The sequence below is a fragment of the Syntrophomonas sp. UBA1041 genome, from assembly GCF_002316705.1.
Taxonomy (GTDB): domain Bacteria; phylum Bacillota; class Syntrophomonadia; order Syntrophomonadales; family Syntrophomonadaceae; genus DTU019.
This window is the reverse complement of the sequence record NZ_DCEA01000017.1, coordinates 141,759-161,249: the sequence shown is the minus strand read 5'-3', so window position 1 is coordinate 161,249 and position 19,491 is coordinate 141,759. Positions and strand designations below refer to the sequence as shown.

Sequence of the window (19,491 nt, the reverse complement as noted above, 5' to 3'; positions counted from 1 at the left end):
TAAAAACTCGCCTTTCCTCACCAGCTGCTCGTGCCGCTTCTCTTCTCCTCATTATCCCTTTTCCTTTGGCGTTTTATCAGCTTCTAAATCCGGTTTTTTGACCGCAGCTACCGCATGTTCTTTAGCCTTGCCAACCGGGGGATCGGTAATATGCGACTGCTCCGGATTTAGGTTTGCATCATTGTTGTCATGATCTTTCCGGTTGGGATCATAGCGCTTCAAACTGAGGGAATTGGTTACAACCGAAACTGAACTAAAAGCCATGGCGCCGCCAGCGATTATGGGATTCAACATTCCCAGGGCAGCAAAAGGAATACCGATGATGTTGTAAATAAAAGCCCAGAACAGGTTCTGCTTGATTTTGCGCATGGTCTGCCGGGAAAGCCTGATAGAAGCCGGAATGGTTCTGAGATCTCCTCTCATCAATGTTATGTCGGCAGCCTCCATGGCTACATCAGTGCCGGTCCCCATAGCCATGCCTATATGAGCTGTAGCCAGAGCCGGAGCATCGTTGATGCCGTCTCCCACCATTGCCACCGTTTTTCCAGCGGCTTTGAGCCTTTCCACCTCTTCGGCTTTATTTTCGGGGAGAACCTCGGCCAGGACATGATCAATGCCGACCTGCCGGGCGATGGCCGCAGCGGTGCGCAGGTTGTCTCCGGTAATCATATAAACCTCGATGCCCATGTTCTGCAGGTCACTTATCGCCTCCCGCGAGTTTTCCTTGACGGTATCGGCTACCGCGATGATAGCCTCCAGTCTGCCGTCAACAGCCATCAGCATAGCGGTCTTGCCCTGATCCTCCAGGCCGCTTATCGATGTTTCTACGGGTTCAACCGCAATGCCGTTTTCAGTCAGAAGCTTTCGGGTCCCCAGATAGATCTCGCGCCCGTCCATAACGGCTTTTACTCCCTTGCCGGGAATAGCCTCAAAACTGTCCGGGTCTTGCACTTGCTGATATGCCTCTTTGCCTTTTTCATAGATGGTCGCCCCCAGGGGATGTTCTGAGGCTTTTTCCGCCCGGGCGGCCAAACGCAGCAAGTCATCCTGATCCAATTCTCCCCGGGCTATGATATCGGTTACTTCCGGTTTGCCTTTAGTTATGGTGCCGGTTTTGTCCAAGACCACAACATTGAGCTTGTAAGCCATTTCCAGATGCTCCCCGCCCTTTATGAGAATACCCTTTTCCGCCCCTTTTCCGGTGCCGACCATAATCGCGGTGGGCGTGGCCAATCCCAGGGCGCAGGGGCAGGCGATAACCAGGACCGCAACCGCGCTGATCAACGATTTATTAATTCCCGCACCGGATAAGTACCAGGCTAAAAAGGTTATGACCGCGATAGCCAGGACAACCGGAACAAATACTCCGGCCACCCGATCGGCGATCTGCTGAATGGGTGCTTTAGAGCCTTGAGCATCTTCAACCATCTTGATTATCTGTGCCAGGGCGGTATCCCTGCCCACCCTGGTGGCTTCGAATTTAAAGGCGCCGAATTTGTTGATGGTGGCGCCGTAAACCAGGTCACCGGCCTTTTTATCAACCGGCAGGCTTTCTCCGGTAAGCATGGACTCGTCCAGAGCCGAATTTCCTTCAGTGATTTTTCCATCAACAGGTACTTTTTCCCCTGGTCTGACAATGATTATTTCGCCCAGTTCAACCTCTTCAACAGGAATATCAAGTTCTTCGCCCTCCCTAATAACCCGGGCGGTTTTAGCCTGCAACCGGGCCAGTTTTTTGATGGCTTCAGAGGTTCTTCCTTTAGCCACTGCCTCCAAATACTTGCCCAGCAGGATCAGCGTTATTATTATGGCAGAGGCCTCGAAATACAGGTTCTTCATCATCCCTTGAGGCACCACTTCGAAGAACACATTGTACAGGCTGAAAAAATAGGCCGCCGATGTCCCCATGGCAATCAATACGTCCATATTGGCACTTCCCGACCTCAAGGCGAAATATGATTGTTTATAGAATCGGGCCCCAATCACGAATTGCACCGGTGTGGCAATTACCCATTGAAAATAGGGGTTATGCAAAAACGTTACGATGGGGTTGTGGATTCTAAATAAGCTCAAAACCATGGCTACAACCAGGGGCAGGCTAAGAACTGCGGAGGTTGTCAGCAGCCAGCGCAATGACCTGATTTCTTTATCCTTCTCTTCCTGGGCCCGGTCTGCACTGATATCCTCAACCCGTTCAGCGTTATAGCCCAGGTTCTGAATACTCCGTATCATCTCGCTTACCCTGACCTGTCCGGGCCGGTATGATACCATGGCCTTTTCGGTGCTCAGGTTTACACTGGCCCGGGTCACCCCCTCCAGGCTGTTCAGTTTTTTCTCTATACGGGCGGCACAGGCTGCACAGGTCATACCGGATATTTGCAAAGTGGCCTGTTCATCCAAATTTTCGGGGATCACATCATATCCCAGCTTCTGCACCACCTGGTCAATTTGCTCTCTCTTCAGCTTATTTTCGTCATAGTTAACCGTCGCTCTTTCCAAAGCCAGGTTGACATTTACCGATTCTACGCCTTCAATCTTCTTCAAACCTTTTTCTATCCTGGCAGCACAGGCGGCACAACTCATGCCTGATATCTTTAGGGATTCTTGGTGCATTCTGGTGCCCCTCCTTTATTTAAACTGAATAGCACGTAACTAAACAAGTGCTTATATTGCTGAGTTTCCATTCTTTCCGAATCCGCCATTACTTGTAGACTTATAACCGCAGCATCCGCTTAGGGATGAATCGGAGGCCGTGCCAGCCGTACCTTTTGCACAGCAGCCACCGCTGGAGAATGATGCGCCAGGCGGTGGGGCCAAATCCTTCTCGGTTACATTTGAAATATCATCGACAACGGTTATGGTACTGGTGATCATGCCCATCCAGCAAGTGTAAGTGATCTTTCCAGACTCCTGGGGGGTAAACTCTATTACATTATCCCCCGGGACCAATTCTTTCTGCCGGTTATATTTCGGTATTGTAACCGGATTGTTGCATCCGTTTAGATCGCGTGCGTCAGCTTTAATAGTCCACCTTACCGGTATGCCTTTTTGAACCACGATAGGTTGATAACGCCCCACCTGCAGTGTGGTCTCCACGACCTGCGACTCTCCCTCCTCAATGACGGCGATGTTTCCGGTTCGGGAAACTTCCGGTGAGGCGTAAGCCAGATTGATTCCGGACAGGTTTAACCCCCGGCTTAATATTAATATACCAAGAAGCATGACCAGTACGCCACTTACCTGTAGCATACGCTGCTTAAATATACTGCCCAAAAAGGAAGTGACCGCACCCAGTCCAAACATTAAAGGGACTGTCCCCAGGCTGAAAAACAGCATGGATAATGCCCCAACCCAGGCGCTTCCGGTTCCCAGGGCATACAACTGCATGGCCTGCAGCGGCCCGCATGGCATGAGCCCGTTCAGCAAGCCGATATAAAATGGCCCACGCCGCTTATTCTTATTATTCCGGTTCAGTAATTCGCTTAACCTTTTGGGCATGCGGGGATTCAACCTGCGCAGCCCGGGGAATATGTTCAGCATATTGAGACCCATGATAGCCATCAATATGCCGACAATGACAGCTACCAATCCCTTGGCTGAACCCGGCAAGGCAATAATTGAGCCCAGCCCTCCTGCCAGGCCGCCTATAATGGTGTACGATGTCACCCGGCCCAGATTATACATCAGGCTGGGGCTGATCGGTTTGGTTTTGCCGGCTTCAGTTTCGGGCAGGCTGCAGCCCGCCGTACATTGGGAAATATTGATGCCGCCGCACATGGCCAGGCAATGCACCGAAGTTATCAAACCCACCACAAACAACAGGCCATATCCCATGTTCTGTTTAATTTGAGGCAGGAATGCAAAGCCAAACGTATTGTTTACTACCAGGTATGCTGCCAGGAATATAACAGCGATCCCCAGCAATTGGGCGGACGACAGCTTCCCGTTGTTGTTCTGCGCGAGCTTGGTATGGCCTGGACTCTGCGCTTCCTTTTCGACCGCATAATCGAGCTTTTCCAGGCACTGAATAATCTGCTGGAGTTCAACCAGCTCAGGGTCATATTTGATCAAGAGCCGCGCAGTATTATAATTGGCCCGGGCTTTAATTACACCCGGTAAAGCCCGCAACGCGCTCTCTATCCGCATCTCACAGTTATTGCAGTGCATGCCTGCTATGGTCAGTGTTTTATCGATCAATTCCGGTTTCATATAATTAACCGCTCCCTGATACTATTTGCCGGTGAAATTAAACCTCCGGATTGTTGCAGGGTTTTTATCCTTCCGTCAATTTCATGCCTAATTGTAGGGCAAAAATGTGAAGATTATATGAAGGCCGCCACCTCCGGTACAGTTCTGCCGGGGCCTCACCTGTATAAAGAATAGGGGCTTGTTAGCCCCTATTCCATAAACCATTTGACGCTGATGAGTGATTCGTTATTTTTCAGACGCAAGTTCAATCATCTTTTCCAGAGCAACTGCAGCCTGCCGTGCAATGTTGCCTGGCACGGTTATCGGGGTCTCCAGGTCGTCGATTGAATACTTGATCTTGCTCAAGGTAATGCTCTTCATATTGGGACAAATTAATTCTTTAGAGGCCAGAATCAACTGCTTTTCCGGGCACTGCTTCTGAATGGCATGAAAGATGCCCGACTCTGTGCCGATGATAAATATCTTTTCATCAGACTTAACCACTTTGTTCAGTATGCCGGCGGTGCTGCCCGCATAATCGGCCAACTGAACCACTTCCGGGTCGCACTCCGGGTGCACCAGTACCAGGGCTTCGGGGTGTTCAGCTTTGAGCTTTATAATCTCATCTTTGGTAACCACCGCGTGGATCGGGCAAGCAGAATCATAAGCCGTTATTTCGCGGTCCAGTCCCCGGGCAATGTTCCTGGCCAGGTTCTGGTCGGGCACGAAGTAGATTTTTTTATCTTCCGGCAGGCGGCTGATAATCTTTTCGGCATTGGAAGAGGTCACACAAACATCGCTGACCGCTTTTACCTCTGCCGGGGTATTGACATAAGTTACCACCAGGGTGTCCGGATGCAGTTCCCGGTAGGTTCGAATGTGCTCAGCCGATATACTGTTGGCCATCGGACAGGTGGCCGCGGGTTCAGGCGACAAAATAATCTTATCCGGGCAAAGGATGGCTGCGGTTTCGGCCATAAAGTCCACTCCTGCCACCAGTATGATTTCGCTTTCAGAATCGCGGGCAGCCAGGGCCATAGCATATGAATCACCTACAAAATCCGCGATTTCCTGTACCTCCGAGCGCTGATAGTAATGCGCGATTATATATATGGACTTTTCCTGTTTTTTTCTAAGAATCTCTTCTTTTAATTGCTGTTTTTCTGTCTTATTCATTTATGTCCCGCCCTTCTAAAAGACTCTTTCCGGATGTATGCAGACATTTAAATATTCCATCCGGGCAAAATCGATAAACCCCTATATATTTTGTCCTATAGACAATATCTTCTGACGATCACACAACGCCGCATCCGGCCGCAGGCAGCCAAATTGAATGTATCTGCTTATAACCTGCGCGGCCAAAGGCAGCCCTTGAGCATTAAATATAATCAAGTTTACACTATAATTCCTATAAAGATGATAGTATATAGATTAGCAGGAATCAAGCCGTTAATGAGGATGTTTGCCGTCAACCATAACAGATAATAATAGTGACAGGAAACATCACAGGCTTAAAACATAGTACTATCCGTGTTGTCAAGCTGTCAAGCTATCAAAGAAAGGAATGAGTCTTTGTCAACAAAGGTTTTTGTGGCCATGAGCGGTGGAGTGGACAGTTCAGTCGCGGCCCTTTTGCTCAAAAAGCAGGGATTCGAGGTGACCGGCATCACCATGCAGATCTGGCCGGCGGAAAAAGACCGGCATAAAACCTGCTGCGGCCTCGATGCGATCAGTGACGCCCGCAAGGTAGCATGGAAACTGGATATACCTCATTATGTGATGAATTTCCGCGCCGAGTTTACATCCCGGGTGGTGGACACTTTCTGCCGGGAATACCTGGCGGGCAGAACCCCCAACCCCTGCATCGACTGCAACCGCTATATAAAATTTGATACTTTCCGCAGGAAAGCCTTGGGTGTGGGGGCTGATTTCATCGCAACCGGTCATTATGCGCAGAATATATATGATGCAGAGAGTCAAAAACACCGCCTGTTTACGGCCGGGGATAAAAAGAAAGACCAGAGCTACGCACTTTACAGCCTTACTCAGGAACAATTGAAAACTACGCTTTTTCCCCTGGGTCATTTAAATAAAGACGAGGTTAGGACTTTAGCACGGGAGGCTGGTCTTATAGTGGCTGATAAAGCAGACAGCCAGGAGATATGTTTTGTAGAAAAGGGTTCATATGCTGATTTTGTTGAACAGTATTTGAATCACAAGCCCGGCTGCGGCCCTATCGTCGATAATAGCGGCGCCAGGCTGGGCACGCACTCCGGTATATACCGTTATACCATCGGTCAGCGCAAGGGGCTGGGCTTAGCCCTGAGCTATCCGGCCTTTGTGACAGGCCTCCAACCCGAGAGCAATACGGTCACTGTAGGCAAGAATCAGGAATTGTTCAAAAGCGGCTTGCGGGCTGATCAGGTCACCTATATTTCTGGGGAAGCACCCCGAGATGCCCTGGCGGTAGATGTCAAGATCAGGTATTCCGCTCCGGCCGTCCCCGCACTGCTTAACCCATTGAGACCAGACCAGGTGGAGATCAAATTCGAACAGCCTCAGCGGGCCATAACCCCGGGTCAGGCAGCGGTGTTTTACCAGAAAAATGAAGTCATTGGCGGGGGTATTATCGTAGCTCCCCTATAGTTGAATAGAGCTGCCGATAGGGTCCTTTAATAAGTGACTCGAAGTGAATATTTTTCTTTGCAATCGATGGGGTTAGGATTATAATTATACATATGAACAGTTGTTCATATGTATAATTATTGGGAGGGATAAAGATGGCAGATTTTGATCGTTTTGATCGCTGCGAAGTCACGTGTATACATGAAGAAGCCGTTTCCGCTGTAAGGCAGGTCATGATAAGCGATGATGTGGCCCAGTCCCTGGCTGACATATTTAAGACCCTGGCTGACAGCACCCGGGTAAAGATGTTGTTTGCCTTAATGCACCGGGAACTGTGCGTTTGCGACCTGGCCGCGGTAATCAGGGCATCCGAATCTTCTGTCTCCCATCAGTTGAGAATACTGCGCACCAACAAACTGGTGAAGTTTCGCCGTGACGGCAAAATACTTTATTACTCCCTAGCTGATGATCATGTTAAGACCCTTTTCAAACAGGGCCTGGAACACGCCAGTCATGATGAAGCCTGGGCGGCCCAATTTCTTGATTTCATAAAGTAATTGCAATACTTATACCTTAACTTTTCATAATAAAGGAAGTGTTATTTATGGGTGAAGCCATTGAGATAAAAGATCTGGATATCGCTTGCAGCTTGTATATAAAAGGCCTGGATTGCCCTGATTGTGCGGCTAAGGTCGAAAAGGCCGTCAAAATGATACCGGGTGTATCACGAGCTACACTGGCCTTCCCCTTGGGAAAACTGAATGTTGCTTTTGACGCTGCACAAACCGGGATTGAAGAGATATTAGAAAAGGTTCAGACCCTGGGTTATGATGCACAATGGGAAGCCGGGGATGGTGGGGACAACCGTTCTACCACACTGTGCATTGCCGGTATGGATTGTGCCGACTGTGCAGCTAAATTGGAAAGGCATATCAGTTCACTCCCGGGAGTTCAAAAGGTAAATGTTAATTTTGGTGCCTCCAAACTTACCGTCACCCATCAGAGTCCAGTCCAAGAAATAATAGACACAATCAGGAATATGGGATATGAGGGAGAGATTGATCAGCCTTTGCAACCCAGGAAAGAGCATCCTTATTGGAAGCGTAATCAGTATGTTGTACCCACAGGCATTTCTATGTTCATGCTGGCAATGGGGATTATTGCTGAAAAAATGGGGATGCCTGGACTGATACCTACCGGCCTGTTCATAGCCGGAATCGTGCTGGGCGGATTTCTCCCAGCAAAAAATGGCATAGCGGTCTTAATTAATGCCCGGGAACTGGATATGAATATTCTTATGTCAATAGCTGTCATTGGAGCTGCGGCCATTGGAGAATTCGAGGAGGCCGTAGCAGTGGTCTTCCTTTTCTCCCTGGGAAATGCCCTGCAGGGCTACACCCTTGACAGGACCCGCAATTCAATCCGCACTTTAATGGATCTCACCCCCAACCAGGCTCTGGTTGCCCGCAATGGTGAGGAGATGACTTTACCGGTTGACGATATTGTCATCGGCGATATCATCATTGTCAGACCGGGAGAAAGGATTGCTATGGACGGAAAGGTTGTAGATGGCTTTTCCTCGGTAAACCAGGCTTCTATAACCGGCGAGTCGGTGCCGGTCGAAAAAACCGTGGGCAGTGAGGTCTATGCCGGCACCATTAATGAGCGTGGTTCTCTGCAGATCGAGGTTACTCGCCTGGCTAAAGACAACACCATAGCCAGGATAATTACCATGGTGGAAGATGCTCAGGGACAACGAGCCCCTTCTCAGCAGTTCGTAGAGAGATTTGCCAAGTATTATACCCCTCTGGTTATCATCGGGGCAGCTCTGGTGGTAGCTGTCCCTACTCTCTTTATGGGCCAGCCTTTTCAGAAATGGTTTTATGAGGCTATGGCCATGCTCTTGGTAGCCTGCCCCTGTGCACTGGTCATATCCACCCCGGTATCCATTGTGGCAGCAATAGGCAGTGCGGCTCGGAATGGGGTTCTGGTCAAGGGTGGTCTCTATCTGGAAGAGGCCGGCGCGCTCTCAGTAATCGCCTTCGACAAGACCGGCACCCTGACCCGGGGGAAACCTCAGGTGACCGATGTGATAACCATCAATGGCATTACGGAGGATGAAGTGCTGTCAATATCGGCAGCCATTGAATCCAGATCAGAGCACCCTTTGGGGGAGGCCATACTTAAATATGCCCGCCAAAAAGAGCTGGACATTCCTGTGGTAAGCAGCTTCGAAGCGGTTTGGGGAATGGGGGCTACAGGCCAGGTTGATGGCGTACCGTATCAGATAGGTAATGTGAAATTCTTCAGAGATAATTATGCCGAAATCCATCAGGTGGAAGAAAAGATCGCAGCTTTGCAGAATCAGGGCAAAACCGTCATGGTACTGGGGCAAGGCGGCAAGATCCTGGGGCTTATCGCCGTGGCTGATATTCTCAGGGACAACAGCCGTCAAGCTATTCAGCAGCTGAAAAAACTGGGCATTAAGAAAACCGTGATGCTTACCGGAGACAATGAGATAACCGCCGGGGCCATAGCATCTCAGGCCGGAGTAAATGAATACCGGGCCGACCTGCTTCCGGGGGACAAAGTGGATGCCATGAAGGAACTTTTGTCCAAATGCGGCAAGGTTGCCATGGTGGGAGACGGGGTGAATGACGCCCCGGCCATGGCCATTTCAACCGTTGGCATAGCCATGGGGGTAGCAGGAACCGACACCGCTCTGGAGACGGCGGACATCGCCTTGATGGCGGATGATTTGACCAAATTATCCTATGCCATAAAACTGAGCCGCCAGACCTTGAACATCATTAAGCAAAACATCGCTTTCGCCCTTTTGATCAAGGGGTTGATTCTTTTGCTGGTTATTCCCGGATGGCTGACCCTCTGGCTGGCGGTAGTTGGTGATATGGGCAGTTCTCTCTTGGTCACCCTTAACGGGATGAGGCTTTTGGGAGTGAAACAGGCCAAATAAAATGACGCTTTGGCATTGCAGGTTAATAAGGCCCGCTCCGTTCCGTTTGAAATAGGTTGGAGCGGGCCTTTGCTGCGGGCTGATTCAATGGCCGGATATTTTAATGACGGGGTTTGCCGCTCTGCCCGCCCAAAAGCCACAGCAAGGGGGCATTTCGCACACAGTAAACGGCGGCCGCCGTTATAGCTACAGTCAGCAAATATAGCGTGATCATACCCCCCGCTCCTTCCCAGGCGCCAGGGATGCCCAATTTATGGACTATACGCTGTAAGAAAAGCAAGACTACGGGGTGGGAGAGATAGATCAGGAAGCTCTGCCGGGAAAACCAGTCAGTGAATGGCAGTCCCTCAAGGCCGTATTTCAAGGTCAGGCTATAAAAGAACAGGAAGGACATGATGGCATAGATCATGATGGTGGGCTTTCCAGAGGAGGCATAACTTTCGGTGACATGGCTGTCCCACAATAATACGGCCAGGCTGGCTGTCCATAGCATTGCCCAGCTGAGCCAACCTGAAGCCAGGGTGGGTTCTATCCGGGCTTTGAATCGAGCCATGTACATTCCCAGGCCAAAATAGCCGATCCATATGGGGAAGGCCACCAGATATATCTGGGGATAGGCGACACTGGGCAGAGCATGCCTGCCTATGGTGTTCATATATAAGATCATCTGACAGAACAGACACAGTGCCAGAAGTGAAATCAAAAAGCTTGAAGGGTGTTTTTGCATCCAGGCCTTGAGCAGAGGGTATAACAGGTAGCACTGTATGATGATGACCATGAAATAAAGGTGGTATGCACCGGTGCCCCACAGGAGATGCTTTCCCACTGCCGTTAAAAGGAGCAGCCCATCGGGCCAGGTATGAAGCATATATTGAGTCACCAGGGAGTAAAACAAGGTCCATAACACATAAGGCCACAGGATTTTGCCGAAGCGCTTGCGGTAGAAAAGGACCACCGGCTCCCTGCGAGCCGAGATCATATCCTGAAAATACAGCAGATAGCCTGATATAATAATGAACATGGGCACCGCAAAGCGCACCACCTGATTAGAAAACAAACCCCACCGGGATGCTCCGGCATAATCAGCTGTTACATGTATGCCGATGACCGCCAGTGTGGCCAGGACCCTTAAGATATCGAATACATACAACCGTCCCTGCATATTGCCCCGCCTTATCAAACACTGCCTCTATTGTAGCACTGCCGCCAGGGGTTTTCATCCTCCAGACGGCAGGGTAAAGCATTATTAATCAATCGCGTGGGAATTCCGGCAAGACTGCAGGCGATTCTCTTAACATATACGGGGCACATGCTCCCCTTCCAGCGCACTTAGAATGCGTTTGGCCCCCAGTTCTGTCTCCAACAACACCATACCGGGATGATTGCCTTTCACCTCTCCAATGATCTCAGCTCCACTGGTCTCAGGGATCTGCCGGAGTTCCCTCACCATATCCTGTATTTGTTCCGGTCCGGCAAAAATGACCATTTTCCCTTCATTAGCCATATACAGGGGATCCATCCCCAGCATATCACATGCCCCCCGCACCACCGGCGAAACCGGAATACGTCTTTCTTCAACTACGATTCCCATCTGGGCTTGATCCGCGATCTCGTTAAGTACAGTGGCCAACCCTCCGCGGGTAGGATCGCGCATACAGCGGATCTGCCCGGGGAACATGGAAGTCAGGCTGTTGATGCGGTAAAGAGCGGCACAGTCACTTACCGCTGGAGTGGAAAAGGCCAGCCCTTCACGCTGGGCCAATATAGCCAGTCCGTGATCCCCCACCTGTCCGGTTACGATGATCTGGTCTCCGGACTGTATACGACGGGGATGAAGCGGTGTTTCCGATTCCAGTACGCCAATACCGGTAGTATTGATGAAAACCTGGTCAGCGCTGCCCTTTTCCACCACTTTGGTATCGCCGCTCACCAGCTGCACCCCGGCCAGGCGGGCAGTTTCCGCCATTGAAGCGGCTATCTGTTTCAGCTGCCGGATGGAAAAACCTTCTTCGATGATAAAGGCCGCGGTCAGGTACAGGGGGCGGGCTCCGCAGGCCACCAGATCATTTACGGTTCCGCACACCGCTAACTTGCCAATATCTCCTCCCGGGAAAAATACCGGGGTGATGACGAAAGAATCTGTCGAGACCGCAATCCTGCTCAATGGCAGTTGTATTGTGGCGCCGTCTAACATGTCATCCAGATATGGATTGCTCCAGTTTTGTTTGAAAATCTCCTCTACCAGGCGGTGACTCAACAAACCTCCGCTGCCGTGGGCCAGCAGGACACGTTCATCTTTCAATTTATTCTCTTCCTTTCATAGGAGCGTAACGATAATGCGCCGCACAAGCCCCTTCCTGCGACACCATACACGGGCCCACCGGATTCAGCGGGGTACAGGTTTTGCCAAACAGGGCGCATTGCGCTGGGGAGATTTTGCCGGTCAAGATGCCGCCGCAGGCACATCCTTTGATGGTTTTTTCTTCTATTTCCGGGATGCTGAAGCGGCGGCAGGCATCGAAATGCGCATAGCTGTCGCGTATGGTCAGACCGCTGCCGGGAATGGCCCCCAAGCCCCTCCAACGCGCAGTTACCGGCTGAAATACCCTGGACAGTAGTTTTTGGGCAATGGGATTGCCATTGGGTTTTACCACTCGTCTATATTGAATTTCCGCTCTGGCCTGACCGCTTATAATCTGCCGCATCAACATGTAGATGCCTTCCAGGATGTCTTCATCCCCGAAGCCGGTGATCACACAGGGCTTGTGGTATTTACTCACCAGTTCATCATAAGGACCAAGGCCGATAACCAGCGACACATGGCCCGGGCATATCAGTCCGTCCAATTGCATCTGGGCATCGGAGAATATTACTTCTAAAGCCGGAGGTACGATTTTATGCAGCGACAATACAGAAAAATTGTTTACCTTGAGCCTCTGGGCCTCAACAATGGTATGTGCCACCGTCGGTGCGGTGGTCTCGAAACCGATACCCAGAAAAACCATCTCTCGTTGAGGATTCTCCCTGGCCAGTTGCAGGGCGTCCAGGGGGGAATACACCACCCGGACATCCGCGCCCCGGCTGCGGCACTCCTGCAGGGAGGTCTCGCTTCCCGGAACCCTCATCATATCCCCGAAGGTTAATAGTGTAACTTCCGGATTTCTGGCCAGTTGAATCACCCTATCGATATCGCTCTGTGAAGTCACGCAGACCGGGCATCCCGGCCCCGATAACAGTCGGATATTCTCGGGCAGCAGATCACGCATGCCGGCGCGGGCGATAGCCATGGTATGGGTTCCGCACACCTCCATGAGGGCGGCCGGTTTAGCGAAGCTGCGTATTTCCTGCAACAGGCGGTTATTATAGGCGTTATCAGTTTTCATAAGCTTCTCCCAGTTTCCGCAATTCCAAGAGCCATCCCATAGTCTCCTCGGCTTCATTCTCATCTATGATTTGCATGGCAAAGCCGGCATGGATCAATACATACTGACCCGGAACAACATCAGGGGTCATGGCGATGCTCACTACCACCTGATTGCCATTAATATCAGCGGTGGCCGTGTAGTTGTCCTTGGATACAATCTTTCCAGGTACTCCCAGGCACATCAGTCTGTCACCTCGCTTGCTATTACCGCCTGTCCCAGAGCAATGCCTCCGTCTCCGGCCGGGACTTGACGATGTACATAAACTTTCATATTCATTCTATTTAAAGATTCCATCATGAGTTCAGAAAGTATTTGGTTATAAAAAACCCCCCCGCTCATAACCACTTGATCGATACCGCTCCGTTCTCGTACCAGCCGGATAGTCTCGGTGAATAAAGCGGCCAGGCCGCGATGAAAGCGAGCCGCAATAATCTCCGGCGTAATACCCTTTTCCAGCTCATGAATTATGCTCAGCCATAGCGGATTTGCATCCATTATCAGGCCTTGAGGCCCGCTATGAACCCGAACCGGGTAACTGCCCGCAGCACCATGCCGCGCCATGGCTTCCAGTTCCATTGCGGCCTGACCTTCATAGCGGTTAATCTGACAAACCCCCAATATTGCGCTGACCGCATCGAAAAGCCTGCCGCAGGATGAGGTCAAGAGGGACTCGCCGCGATCAAGGCGGTTGATAATAATATCTGCTTCCTCCCGGCTCATATCCGGCAGCCAGCGCTGGGCGTACCGTATTGCTCTTTCTCCCAACAGTTCATATAGATAGATAAAAGCCATACGATAGGGTTTCTTGGCGGTTAAGTCGCCGCCCGGCAGCGGTAGGTAGTTGAGGTGGGCCACCCGGTCGAAACTGCGATAGTCTCCGGTCAATACCTCTCCGCCCCATATGTTTCCGTCTGTTCCCCATCCGGTACCGTCGCATATCAGCCCGATGGCTTTGCCCTGCAGGCCGTTTTCAGCCATGGCGGCGGCCATGTGGGCGTGGTGGTGTTGAACTGCAACCCGTGGTAAAAGGCCCTGCTCTTTAGCCCAACGGGTTGACTGATAATCGGGATGCATGTCATGTGCTATGATGTTGGGTTCCACCGCCAACATTTTTTGGAAACGGTCAATGCCGGCAAGAAAATTGATATAGTTGTGGTAATGATTCAAATCCCCCCAGTGCTGACTTAAAAATGCCTCATCACCGCGAGTCAGACAAAAGGTGTTCTTCATCTCCCCCCCTACGGCCAATACGGATTTATGTCCGTTCATCCGGGGAAGCTTGATGCCCTGGGGCACGAATCCCCGGGCGCGGCGGATGATGTTGGTGGTTTTTAAGGCTGTACAGCTTAGCACCGAATCATCACAGGGATTGAAGATCTGCCGGTTGTGAATAAAAAAATAGTCGGCCAGGCTGTACAGCTTTTTCAATGCCTGATAATTGTCGGTGATAATCGGCTCATCGCTGACATTGGCGCTGGTCATTACCAGCAGGTCCAATTCTTCATCAAACAGCAGATAGTGGAGGGCGGTATATGGCAGCATCACCCCCAGAGTATTGAGGCCGGGGTGCAAGAGGTCTCCTGGAATCACAGGATTGTTCAGGCTCTTCATCACTACGATGGGGGCCTGTCTTGAAGCCAGCCAAGCCTCTTCCGGTTCGGAAATAAGGCAATATTTCCTGGCCGCTGTAAGGTCTCTGGCCATCACCGCAAATGGTTTGGCATCCCGCAGTTTGCGCTGCCGCAGTTGGCGTACTGCGTTGCGGTTGCTGGCATCCACCGCCAGATGAAACGCTCCCAGGCCCTTAACCGCTACTATAGCCCCTGATTTTAATACATCGATAACACTGGCATGATTTGCCTTACCATCCTTATCCGTCAAGCATACCCCGGGGCCGCAGATCGGGCAGGCGTTGGGCTGGGCATGAAAACGCCGGTCGAGTGGATTCCTATACTCGGCCTCACACTCAGGACACATGGGAAACTCTGCCATGGTAGTCTTGGCCCGGTCATAGGGCACATCCTTAATGATGGTAAAACGCGGTCCGCAATTGGTGCAGTTTATGAAGGGATAGCGATAGCGCCGGTCACCAGGATCAAGGACTTCCCTGCGGCAGTCGCCGCATATGGCGATATCCGGGGATACCATAACCTCACGGGTTTCTTGCTTGACACTCTCCAAAATTACGAAATCCGCAAAATTCTGTATAGGAAGCTCTTCTTCCTGGCAGCTCCTGATTACCGCCAGAGGAGGAGGCTGTTCCAGCAGGGTGCGGATAAACTCATCTACTCTTGAGGTTAGCCCTTCAACTTCTATGAACACCCCGCTGGACGAATTCAAGACCCAGCCTTTAAGTCCCAATCCCACCGCCAGGCGGTATACGTGAGGCCGAAATCCCACCCCCTGGACGATTCCTTTAATAGTAAAACGTTTACTGCTTATATGTTGAGTCATATACTACCCCCACCGCGTTGGCGGATATCGGGACAATAATCGTGAGAAGCAGTGGTTTAAACAGCCTCGCAATGGCGGAAAGACCGGAATTTCTGCCCCAAAGCCGTTAGCATGCTTGAAGCAAGCGACTATCTACTTACTGTCTATAATATGATGAATCTCCGCTTCAACCAATTCCAATAACCGGGGTATTTTCTCCGCGATTACCGGGCTCAATTCCATGCCCAGTTCGACCTGGTATGGTTCAACCCCGAAGACGATTACCTGAGGGTGGTACCCCATCAGGTTAACCATCTTGATGGCTTCGGTGAAATGCAACTCGTGCAATGAGGTCACTGCAGGATTGCTTATCAGCCCCAATTCTTCCAGAGGGGCCCGGTATATGGTACCGGGCTCTCCTCCGGCAGTCATGGTATCTACTACAATGATGTGATCTGCGCTGCAGAATACATCCAAGATTTCGAAACTGGCGATGCCTGCGTCTACCAGTTCAACCTGTTCCGGCCAGGGGCGTTCAGACAACTTCTGAATCACATAAACACCCAGGCCGTCATCCTTCATCAATACATTTCCGATTCCAGCCACGATAAGCTTCAAGGCAAGCCTCCTTAGGCACCCAGACTGCGGCCATCGCTGTCTGCAGTATGGGATTCACCGGGGGCCCCATGGGCTCCTGCCGGAATCTTTCCGGTAAACATGGACATAAGCACCGGGATGCCTTCTGATACATCCAGATAAACGTGGACTACAACCGACAATACGAATAACCAGTTGACCACATAGTGAATAATGCGGACGGCTAATAGCCCTCCCATCCAACCAGCCAAAGCCGGGAAGGCATTGGGAGCGTAGAGCACAAAACCGGTTATAATCTGCACCAGTGCCATAAACAGCCAGCCGGTATACATCATCTTCTGGCCGGGATTATACTTCCCGTAATAGGGATGGCTGTCTGCCATAAATAGATAATACTTGATCATGCTGGGGAAATTGAGGGTGTCTTTAATAGGCCGGAATACGATATTATGAGCGTCTTTGGCCACGATGGCATAATACACCCGTCCGATCACCCCAAACAGCAGGACATAGGCCATGGCAAAATGGAGCATACGGGGGGTATCCATGTTTGAAAACAGCCACCTGAAGCTGTTGGGCGCATGAATATAGAACCCGGTCAGAATCAGCAGGGTAATACTGATCATATTACTCCAGTGAAACAATCGAATAGCTATGGAGTGCCGGTTTTCCATTTTTTTCATTTATCAACACCCCCTAGTTTACGATGAACTGGCTGATCTGTTTCTTGTCCGGAGTCATAACATGGATGGCGCACCCGAGACAGGGGTCCATTGATCTGATGATTCGAACCACTTCAATGGGATTGGCCGGATCTGCCAAAGGCGCCCCCATAATAGCCTGCTCCATCGGCCCGGCCACATTGTTTACATCCCTGGGACCGGCGTTCCATGTAGTAGGAACCACGGCGTTCAATACCTTGGTGCGTTCATGCTCGATTTTATGCCAGTGTCCCAGGGCTCCGCGGGAACCTTCAGTGAGGCCCATACCCAGTGCGTCTGCAGGTATCTTGTGCGGAGCAGCTACCGGTTCGCCCGGCTTCAATTGCAATGCCCATTCTTTCATGGCAGCCGCCATGGCTGAGGTCTCCACCGCCCTGGCAAAGTGACGTCCCATAACGGAAAAAGCCTTATTGGGACCCATTTCCACCAGGTCTTTTTGCTTGAGCACCCACTGGCGGGCCAGAGGCCCTACTTCCATGGGTTCTCCGTTGTAGCGCGGGGCTTTCAGCCAGGAATAAGCGTTTGTCTTATCCGCATCGGGTTCGACTACTGCCATATCCGGACTGTTGCCGCCGGTGTCATCCTTATACCAGGAGTATTTGACTTCTTCTGTTATCAACGAAGGATCGAGTTCTTTGTACTGTCCGCGTACATACACCCCGCTGGGGAAGAATTTCTGTTTTTTAATATGGTCCTCCCCTTCTTCGAGAGGGAATCCGCCGTAAGCCAGCATATTCATGCAGCCGCGCCCGATATCGAACCAATCTGAATATACTCCCGCCACCGCCTTCACGGTAGGAACATATACATTGTTTATAAAATCAGTCAGTTCTTCCAGGCGCACCAGGAATTCATAAATTTTTTGAGTGTCAGGCAGTTCGGTAACCCCGCCGGGAACGATGGCCTGAACATGCGGCATTTTGCCGCCCCAGATGGCCAGCATCTCCTGGGCTTTGCGGCGCATTTCCAGGGCTTTCAGGTAGTTATTCACCGCCTGAGCGTTGATGTCGGCAGGCAGCCTGTAATCCCCGGCGTATTGAGGATTCAACGGCATAACCCCTTCCGGGGCCTTGACATAGTCCAGAGCCGCCAGATGGAAAAAATGCAGAATGTGGGATTGTATATAATTGGCTCCGAAGATCAGATTGCGTATAATCCTTCCGTTTGGAGGCGGTTGGATACCAAAAGCATCATCCAGAGCCAGGGTGCCGGCGGTGGCATGAGCGGTAGGACATACCCCGCAAATGCGCTGCATAATCTGCTGAGCATCCCGGGGATCCCGGCCGCGCATGATCAGTTCCAGTCCCCGGAAAAGAGTGCCACTGGTGCGGGCGTCTATGACTGCCCCGTTTTCAACCTCTACTTCCACCTTCAGATGTCCTTCTATACGAGTTACGGGATCTATTATGATTTTCTGCGCCATTAGTTGTCACCATCCTTCTCATCACTGTGCTTTTTAGGGCCAATACGCCCGGTGGCGATATTGCCGGCTAAATGTCCGCCAATGCCGACTGCGGTAGCTGCCCCCAGCACAATCCCGATCTGATCAGTGGTAGCGGTAATACCAGGAGCGATAGGCATCTCAGGCACACGCGCATATACCGGCCAGCCGGGAAATTGTGGTTCGGTGCAAGCCAGGCAGGGTGCACCTGATTTGATACACCAGTTTGTACCGCCATTCCACAGGCGGGTGGTAGAGTCACAGTGAGCGATAGGACCTTTGCATCCTACTTCCAGAAGACATCCCGGTTCACTCAAGTTCTTGGCAAATATGGCGTTGTCGAAATATTGCCTTCTGGGGCAATTGTCATGAATGATATCCTTAAAGAACATGGTCGGCCTGCCAAAGCGATCCAGCTCAGGTATATCATTGTATAGCAATACATGGGCAATAGTACCCACCATCCAATCGGGATGCGGAGGACAACCGGGTACATTTATATAAGGAACGTTTTTCACAATATCGGGAACCGATTTACAGCCGGTAGGATTGGGCGGAGTAGCTGGAATTCCGCCGTATGCTGAACAGGTTCCGAAGTTCAAAATGGCTGCGGCTTTGCTGCCCACTTCTTTTACCAGGTCTACGAAAGTAATGTGGTGCCCGTCTCTTTCCCCAACCATACAGAATTTTCCGTTTGCACCAGTGGGGACCGCCCCTTCAACTACCAGATAGAATTTCCCCTTGTACTCTTCGGCGACTTTAAAGATCCCTTCCTCCATGGCCAAATCCCCAGCGGCCCCGGATATATTGGGATGATAACGTAAGCTGATAACCTCTAATAAAACCTTTTGTATGTCAGGATGTACGGTGTTGAGTAAAGATACTGAGCATCCGGTACAGCCGGCCCCTTGCAGCCAGATTACCGGGGGCGCACCTGCTTCAGCCGCCTCGGTAAGTAGTGGTGCCAGCAATGGCGTCATTGATATCGCTGCCGCACTTCCGGCACAAAGACGTATAAAATCACGTCTGCTTAGTTTGGTAGGCATTTACCTATTCCCCCCGAAACAAATTTTGTGAATAAGCTGC

Annotated in this window: 15 protein-coding genes; 3 read left to right on the top strand and 12 right to left on the bottom strand. The window is 51.0% G+C overall.

All coding sequences use genetic code 11. The annotated features are described in order from the left end of the window. Window positions 1–51 precede the first annotated feature (51 nt). The 3 genes from B2633_RS04320 to nadA form a co-directional block, all read right to left on the bottom strand. Window positions 52–2,613, bottom strand: a complete 2,562-nt coding sequence (locus tag B2633_RS04320) for a heavy metal translocating P-type ATPase (RefSeq protein WP_483169382.1) — start codon at window positions 2,611–2,613, stop codon at window positions 52–54. Between the two features lie 51 nt (window positions 2,614–2,664). After that, a complete protein-coding gene (locus B2633_RS04315; RefSeq protein ID WP_483169381.1) occupies window positions 2,665–4,209 on the bottom strand; it encodes an urease accessory protein UreH domain-containing protein in 1,545 nt (514 codons plus the stop codon). Window positions 4,210–4,434: 225 nt separating this feature from the next. Then, complete coding sequence (gene nadA, locus B2633_RS04310; RefSeq protein WP_483169380.1) at window positions 4,435–5,364, bottom strand: quinolinate synthase NadA; 930 nt, start codon at window positions 5,362–5,364, stop codon at window positions 4,435–4,437. 396 nt (window positions 5,365–5,760) lie between these two features. Here nadA and mnmA point away from each other — a divergent pair, with 396 nt between their 5' ends. The 3 genes from mnmA (at window position 5,761) to B2633_RS04295 (ending at window position 9,787) form a co-directional block, all read left to right on the top strand. After that, window positions 5,761–6,834 (top strand): tRNA 2-thiouridine(34) synthase MnmA, encoded by a 1,074-nt coding sequence (gene mnmA / locus B2633_RS04305; protein ID WP_483169379.1) that lies wholly within the window; start codon window positions 5,761–5,763, stop codon window positions 6,832–6,834. A gap of 134 nt (window positions 6,835–6,968) precedes the next feature. Beyond that, window positions 6,969–7,370 carry an ArsR/SmtB family transcription factor gene (locus tag B2633_RS04300; RefSeq protein ID WP_483169378.1) on the top strand — a complete coding sequence of 134 codons (402 nt, stop codon included), beginning with the start codon at window positions 6,969–6,971 and terminating at the stop codon, window positions 7,368–7,370. Window positions 7,371–7,417: 47 nt separating this feature from the next. Next, a complete protein-coding gene (locus tag B2633_RS04295; protein WP_483169377.1) occupies window positions 7,418–9,787 on the top strand; it encodes a heavy metal translocating P-type ATPase in 2,370 nt (789 codons plus the stop codon). A gap of 100 nt (window positions 9,788–9,887) precedes the next feature. On the opposite strand, the gene B2633_RS04290 is transcribed toward B2633_RS04295, so the two are convergent. The 9 genes from B2633_RS04290 to B2633_RS04250 form a co-directional block, all read right to left on the bottom strand. Further along, a complete protein-coding gene (locus B2633_RS04290) occupies window positions 9,888–10,949 on the bottom strand; it encodes an acyltransferase (RefSeq protein WP_483169376.1) in 1,062 nt (353 codons plus the stop codon). 129 nt (window positions 10,950–11,078) lie between these two features. Continuing rightward, window positions 11,079–12,089 (bottom strand): hydrogenase expression/formation protein HypE, encoded by a 1,011-nt coding sequence (hypE, locus tag B2633_RS04285; RefSeq protein WP_483169375.1) that lies wholly within the window; start codon window positions 12,087–12,089, stop codon window positions 11,079–11,081. Between the two features lies 1 nt (window position 12,090). Beyond that, the gene (hypD, locus tag B2633_RS04280) at window positions 12,091–13,170 is read right to left on the bottom strand and encodes a hydrogenase formation protein HypD (RefSeq protein WP_483169373.1); all 1,080 of its coding nucleotides are present in this window, start codon (window positions 13,168–13,170) and stop codon (window positions 12,091–12,093) included. Further along, window positions 13,160–13,393 (bottom strand): HypC/HybG/HupF family hydrogenase formation chaperone, encoded by a 234-nt coding sequence (locus B2633_RS04275; RefSeq protein ID WP_483169371.1) that lies wholly within the window; start codon window positions 13,391–13,393, stop codon window positions 13,160–13,162. The genes hypD and B2633_RS04275 overlap by 11 nt, the downstream gene beginning before the upstream one ends. Then, window positions 13,393–15,666 carry a carbamoyltransferase HypF gene (gene hypF, locus B2633_RS04270; protein WP_483169370.1) on the bottom strand — a complete coding sequence of 758 codons (2,274 nt, stop codon included), beginning with the start codon at window positions 15,664–15,666 and terminating at the stop codon, window positions 13,393–13,395. The genes B2633_RS04275 and hypF overlap by 1 nt, the downstream gene beginning before the upstream one ends. Window positions 15,667–15,798: 132 nt before the next feature. Continuing rightward, complete coding sequence (locus B2633_RS04265; RefSeq protein WP_483169368.1) at window positions 15,799–16,263, bottom strand: hydrogenase maturation protease; 465 nt, start codon at window positions 16,261–16,263, stop codon at window positions 15,799–15,801. Window positions 16,264–16,274: 11 nt separating this feature from the next. After that, window positions 16,275–16,925 carry a Ni/Fe-hydrogenase, b-type cytochrome subunit gene (gene cybH, locus B2633_RS04260; protein WP_483169366.1) on the bottom strand — a complete coding sequence of 217 codons (651 nt, stop codon included), beginning with the start codon at window positions 16,923–16,925 and terminating at the stop codon, window positions 16,275–16,277. A 13-nt stretch (window positions 16,926–16,938) separates the two neighbouring features. After that, complete coding sequence (locus tag B2633_RS04255; RefSeq protein ID WP_483169365.1) at window positions 16,939–18,387, bottom strand: nickel-dependent hydrogenase large subunit; 1,449 nt, start codon at window positions 18,385–18,387, stop codon at window positions 16,939–16,941. Beyond that, window positions 18,387–19,451 (bottom strand): hydrogenase small subunit, encoded by a 1,065-nt coding sequence (locus B2633_RS04250; RefSeq protein ID WP_483169364.1) that lies wholly within the window; start codon window positions 19,449–19,451, stop codon window positions 18,387–18,389. The genes B2633_RS04255 and B2633_RS04250 overlap by 1 nt, the downstream gene beginning before the upstream one ends. Window positions 19,452–19,491: the final 40 nt, after the last annotated feature.

Excerpts from the sequence above, each read along its gene's own strand:
- cybH (WP_483169366.1), bottom strand. The coding sequence starts at position 16,925 with ATGAAAAAAATGGAAAACCGGCACTCCATAGCTATTCGATTGTTTCAC.
- B2633_RS04320 (WP_483169382.1), bottom strand. The coding sequence starts at position 2,613 with ATGCACCAAGAATCCCTAAAGATATCAGGCATGAGTTGTGCCGCCTGT.
- B2633_RS04300 (WP_483169378.1), top strand. The coding sequence starts at position 6,969 with ATGGCAGATTTTGATCGTTTTGATCGCTGCGAAGTCACGTGTATACAT.
- hypF (WP_483169370.1), bottom strand. The coding sequence starts at position 15,666 with ATGACTCAACATATAAGCAGTAAACGTTTTACTATTAAAGGAATCGTC.
- nadA (WP_483169380.1), bottom strand. The coding sequence starts at position 5,364 with ATGAATAAGACAGAAAAACAGCAATTAAAAGAAGAGATTCTTAGAAAA.
- B2633_RS04250 (WP_483169364.1), bottom strand. The coding sequence starts at position 19,451 with ATGCCTACCAAACTAAGCAGACGTGATTTTATACGTCTTTGTGCCGGA.
- B2633_RS04295 (WP_483169377.1), top strand. The coding sequence starts at position 7,418 with ATGGGTGAAGCCATTGAGATAAAAGATCTGGATATCGCTTGCAGCTTG.
- B2633_RS04275 (WP_483169371.1), bottom strand. The coding sequence starts at position 13,393 with ATGTGCCTGGGAGTACCTGGAAAGATTGTATCCAAGGACAACTACACG.
- B2633_RS04290 (WP_483169376.1), bottom strand. The coding sequence starts at position 10,949 with ATGCAGGGACGGTTGTATGTATTCGATATCTTAAGGGTCCTGGCCACA.
- B2633_RS04255 (WP_483169365.1), bottom strand. The coding sequence starts at position 18,387 with ATGGCGCAGAAAATCATAATAGATCCCGTAACTCGTATAGAAGGACAT.
- B2633_RS04315 (WP_483169381.1), bottom strand. The coding sequence starts at position 4,209 with ATGAAACCGGAATTGATCGATAAAACACTGACCATAGCAGGCATGCAC.
- hypD (WP_483169373.1), bottom strand. The coding sequence starts at position 13,170 with ATGAAAACTGATAACGCCTATAATAACCGCCTGTTGCAGGAAATACGC.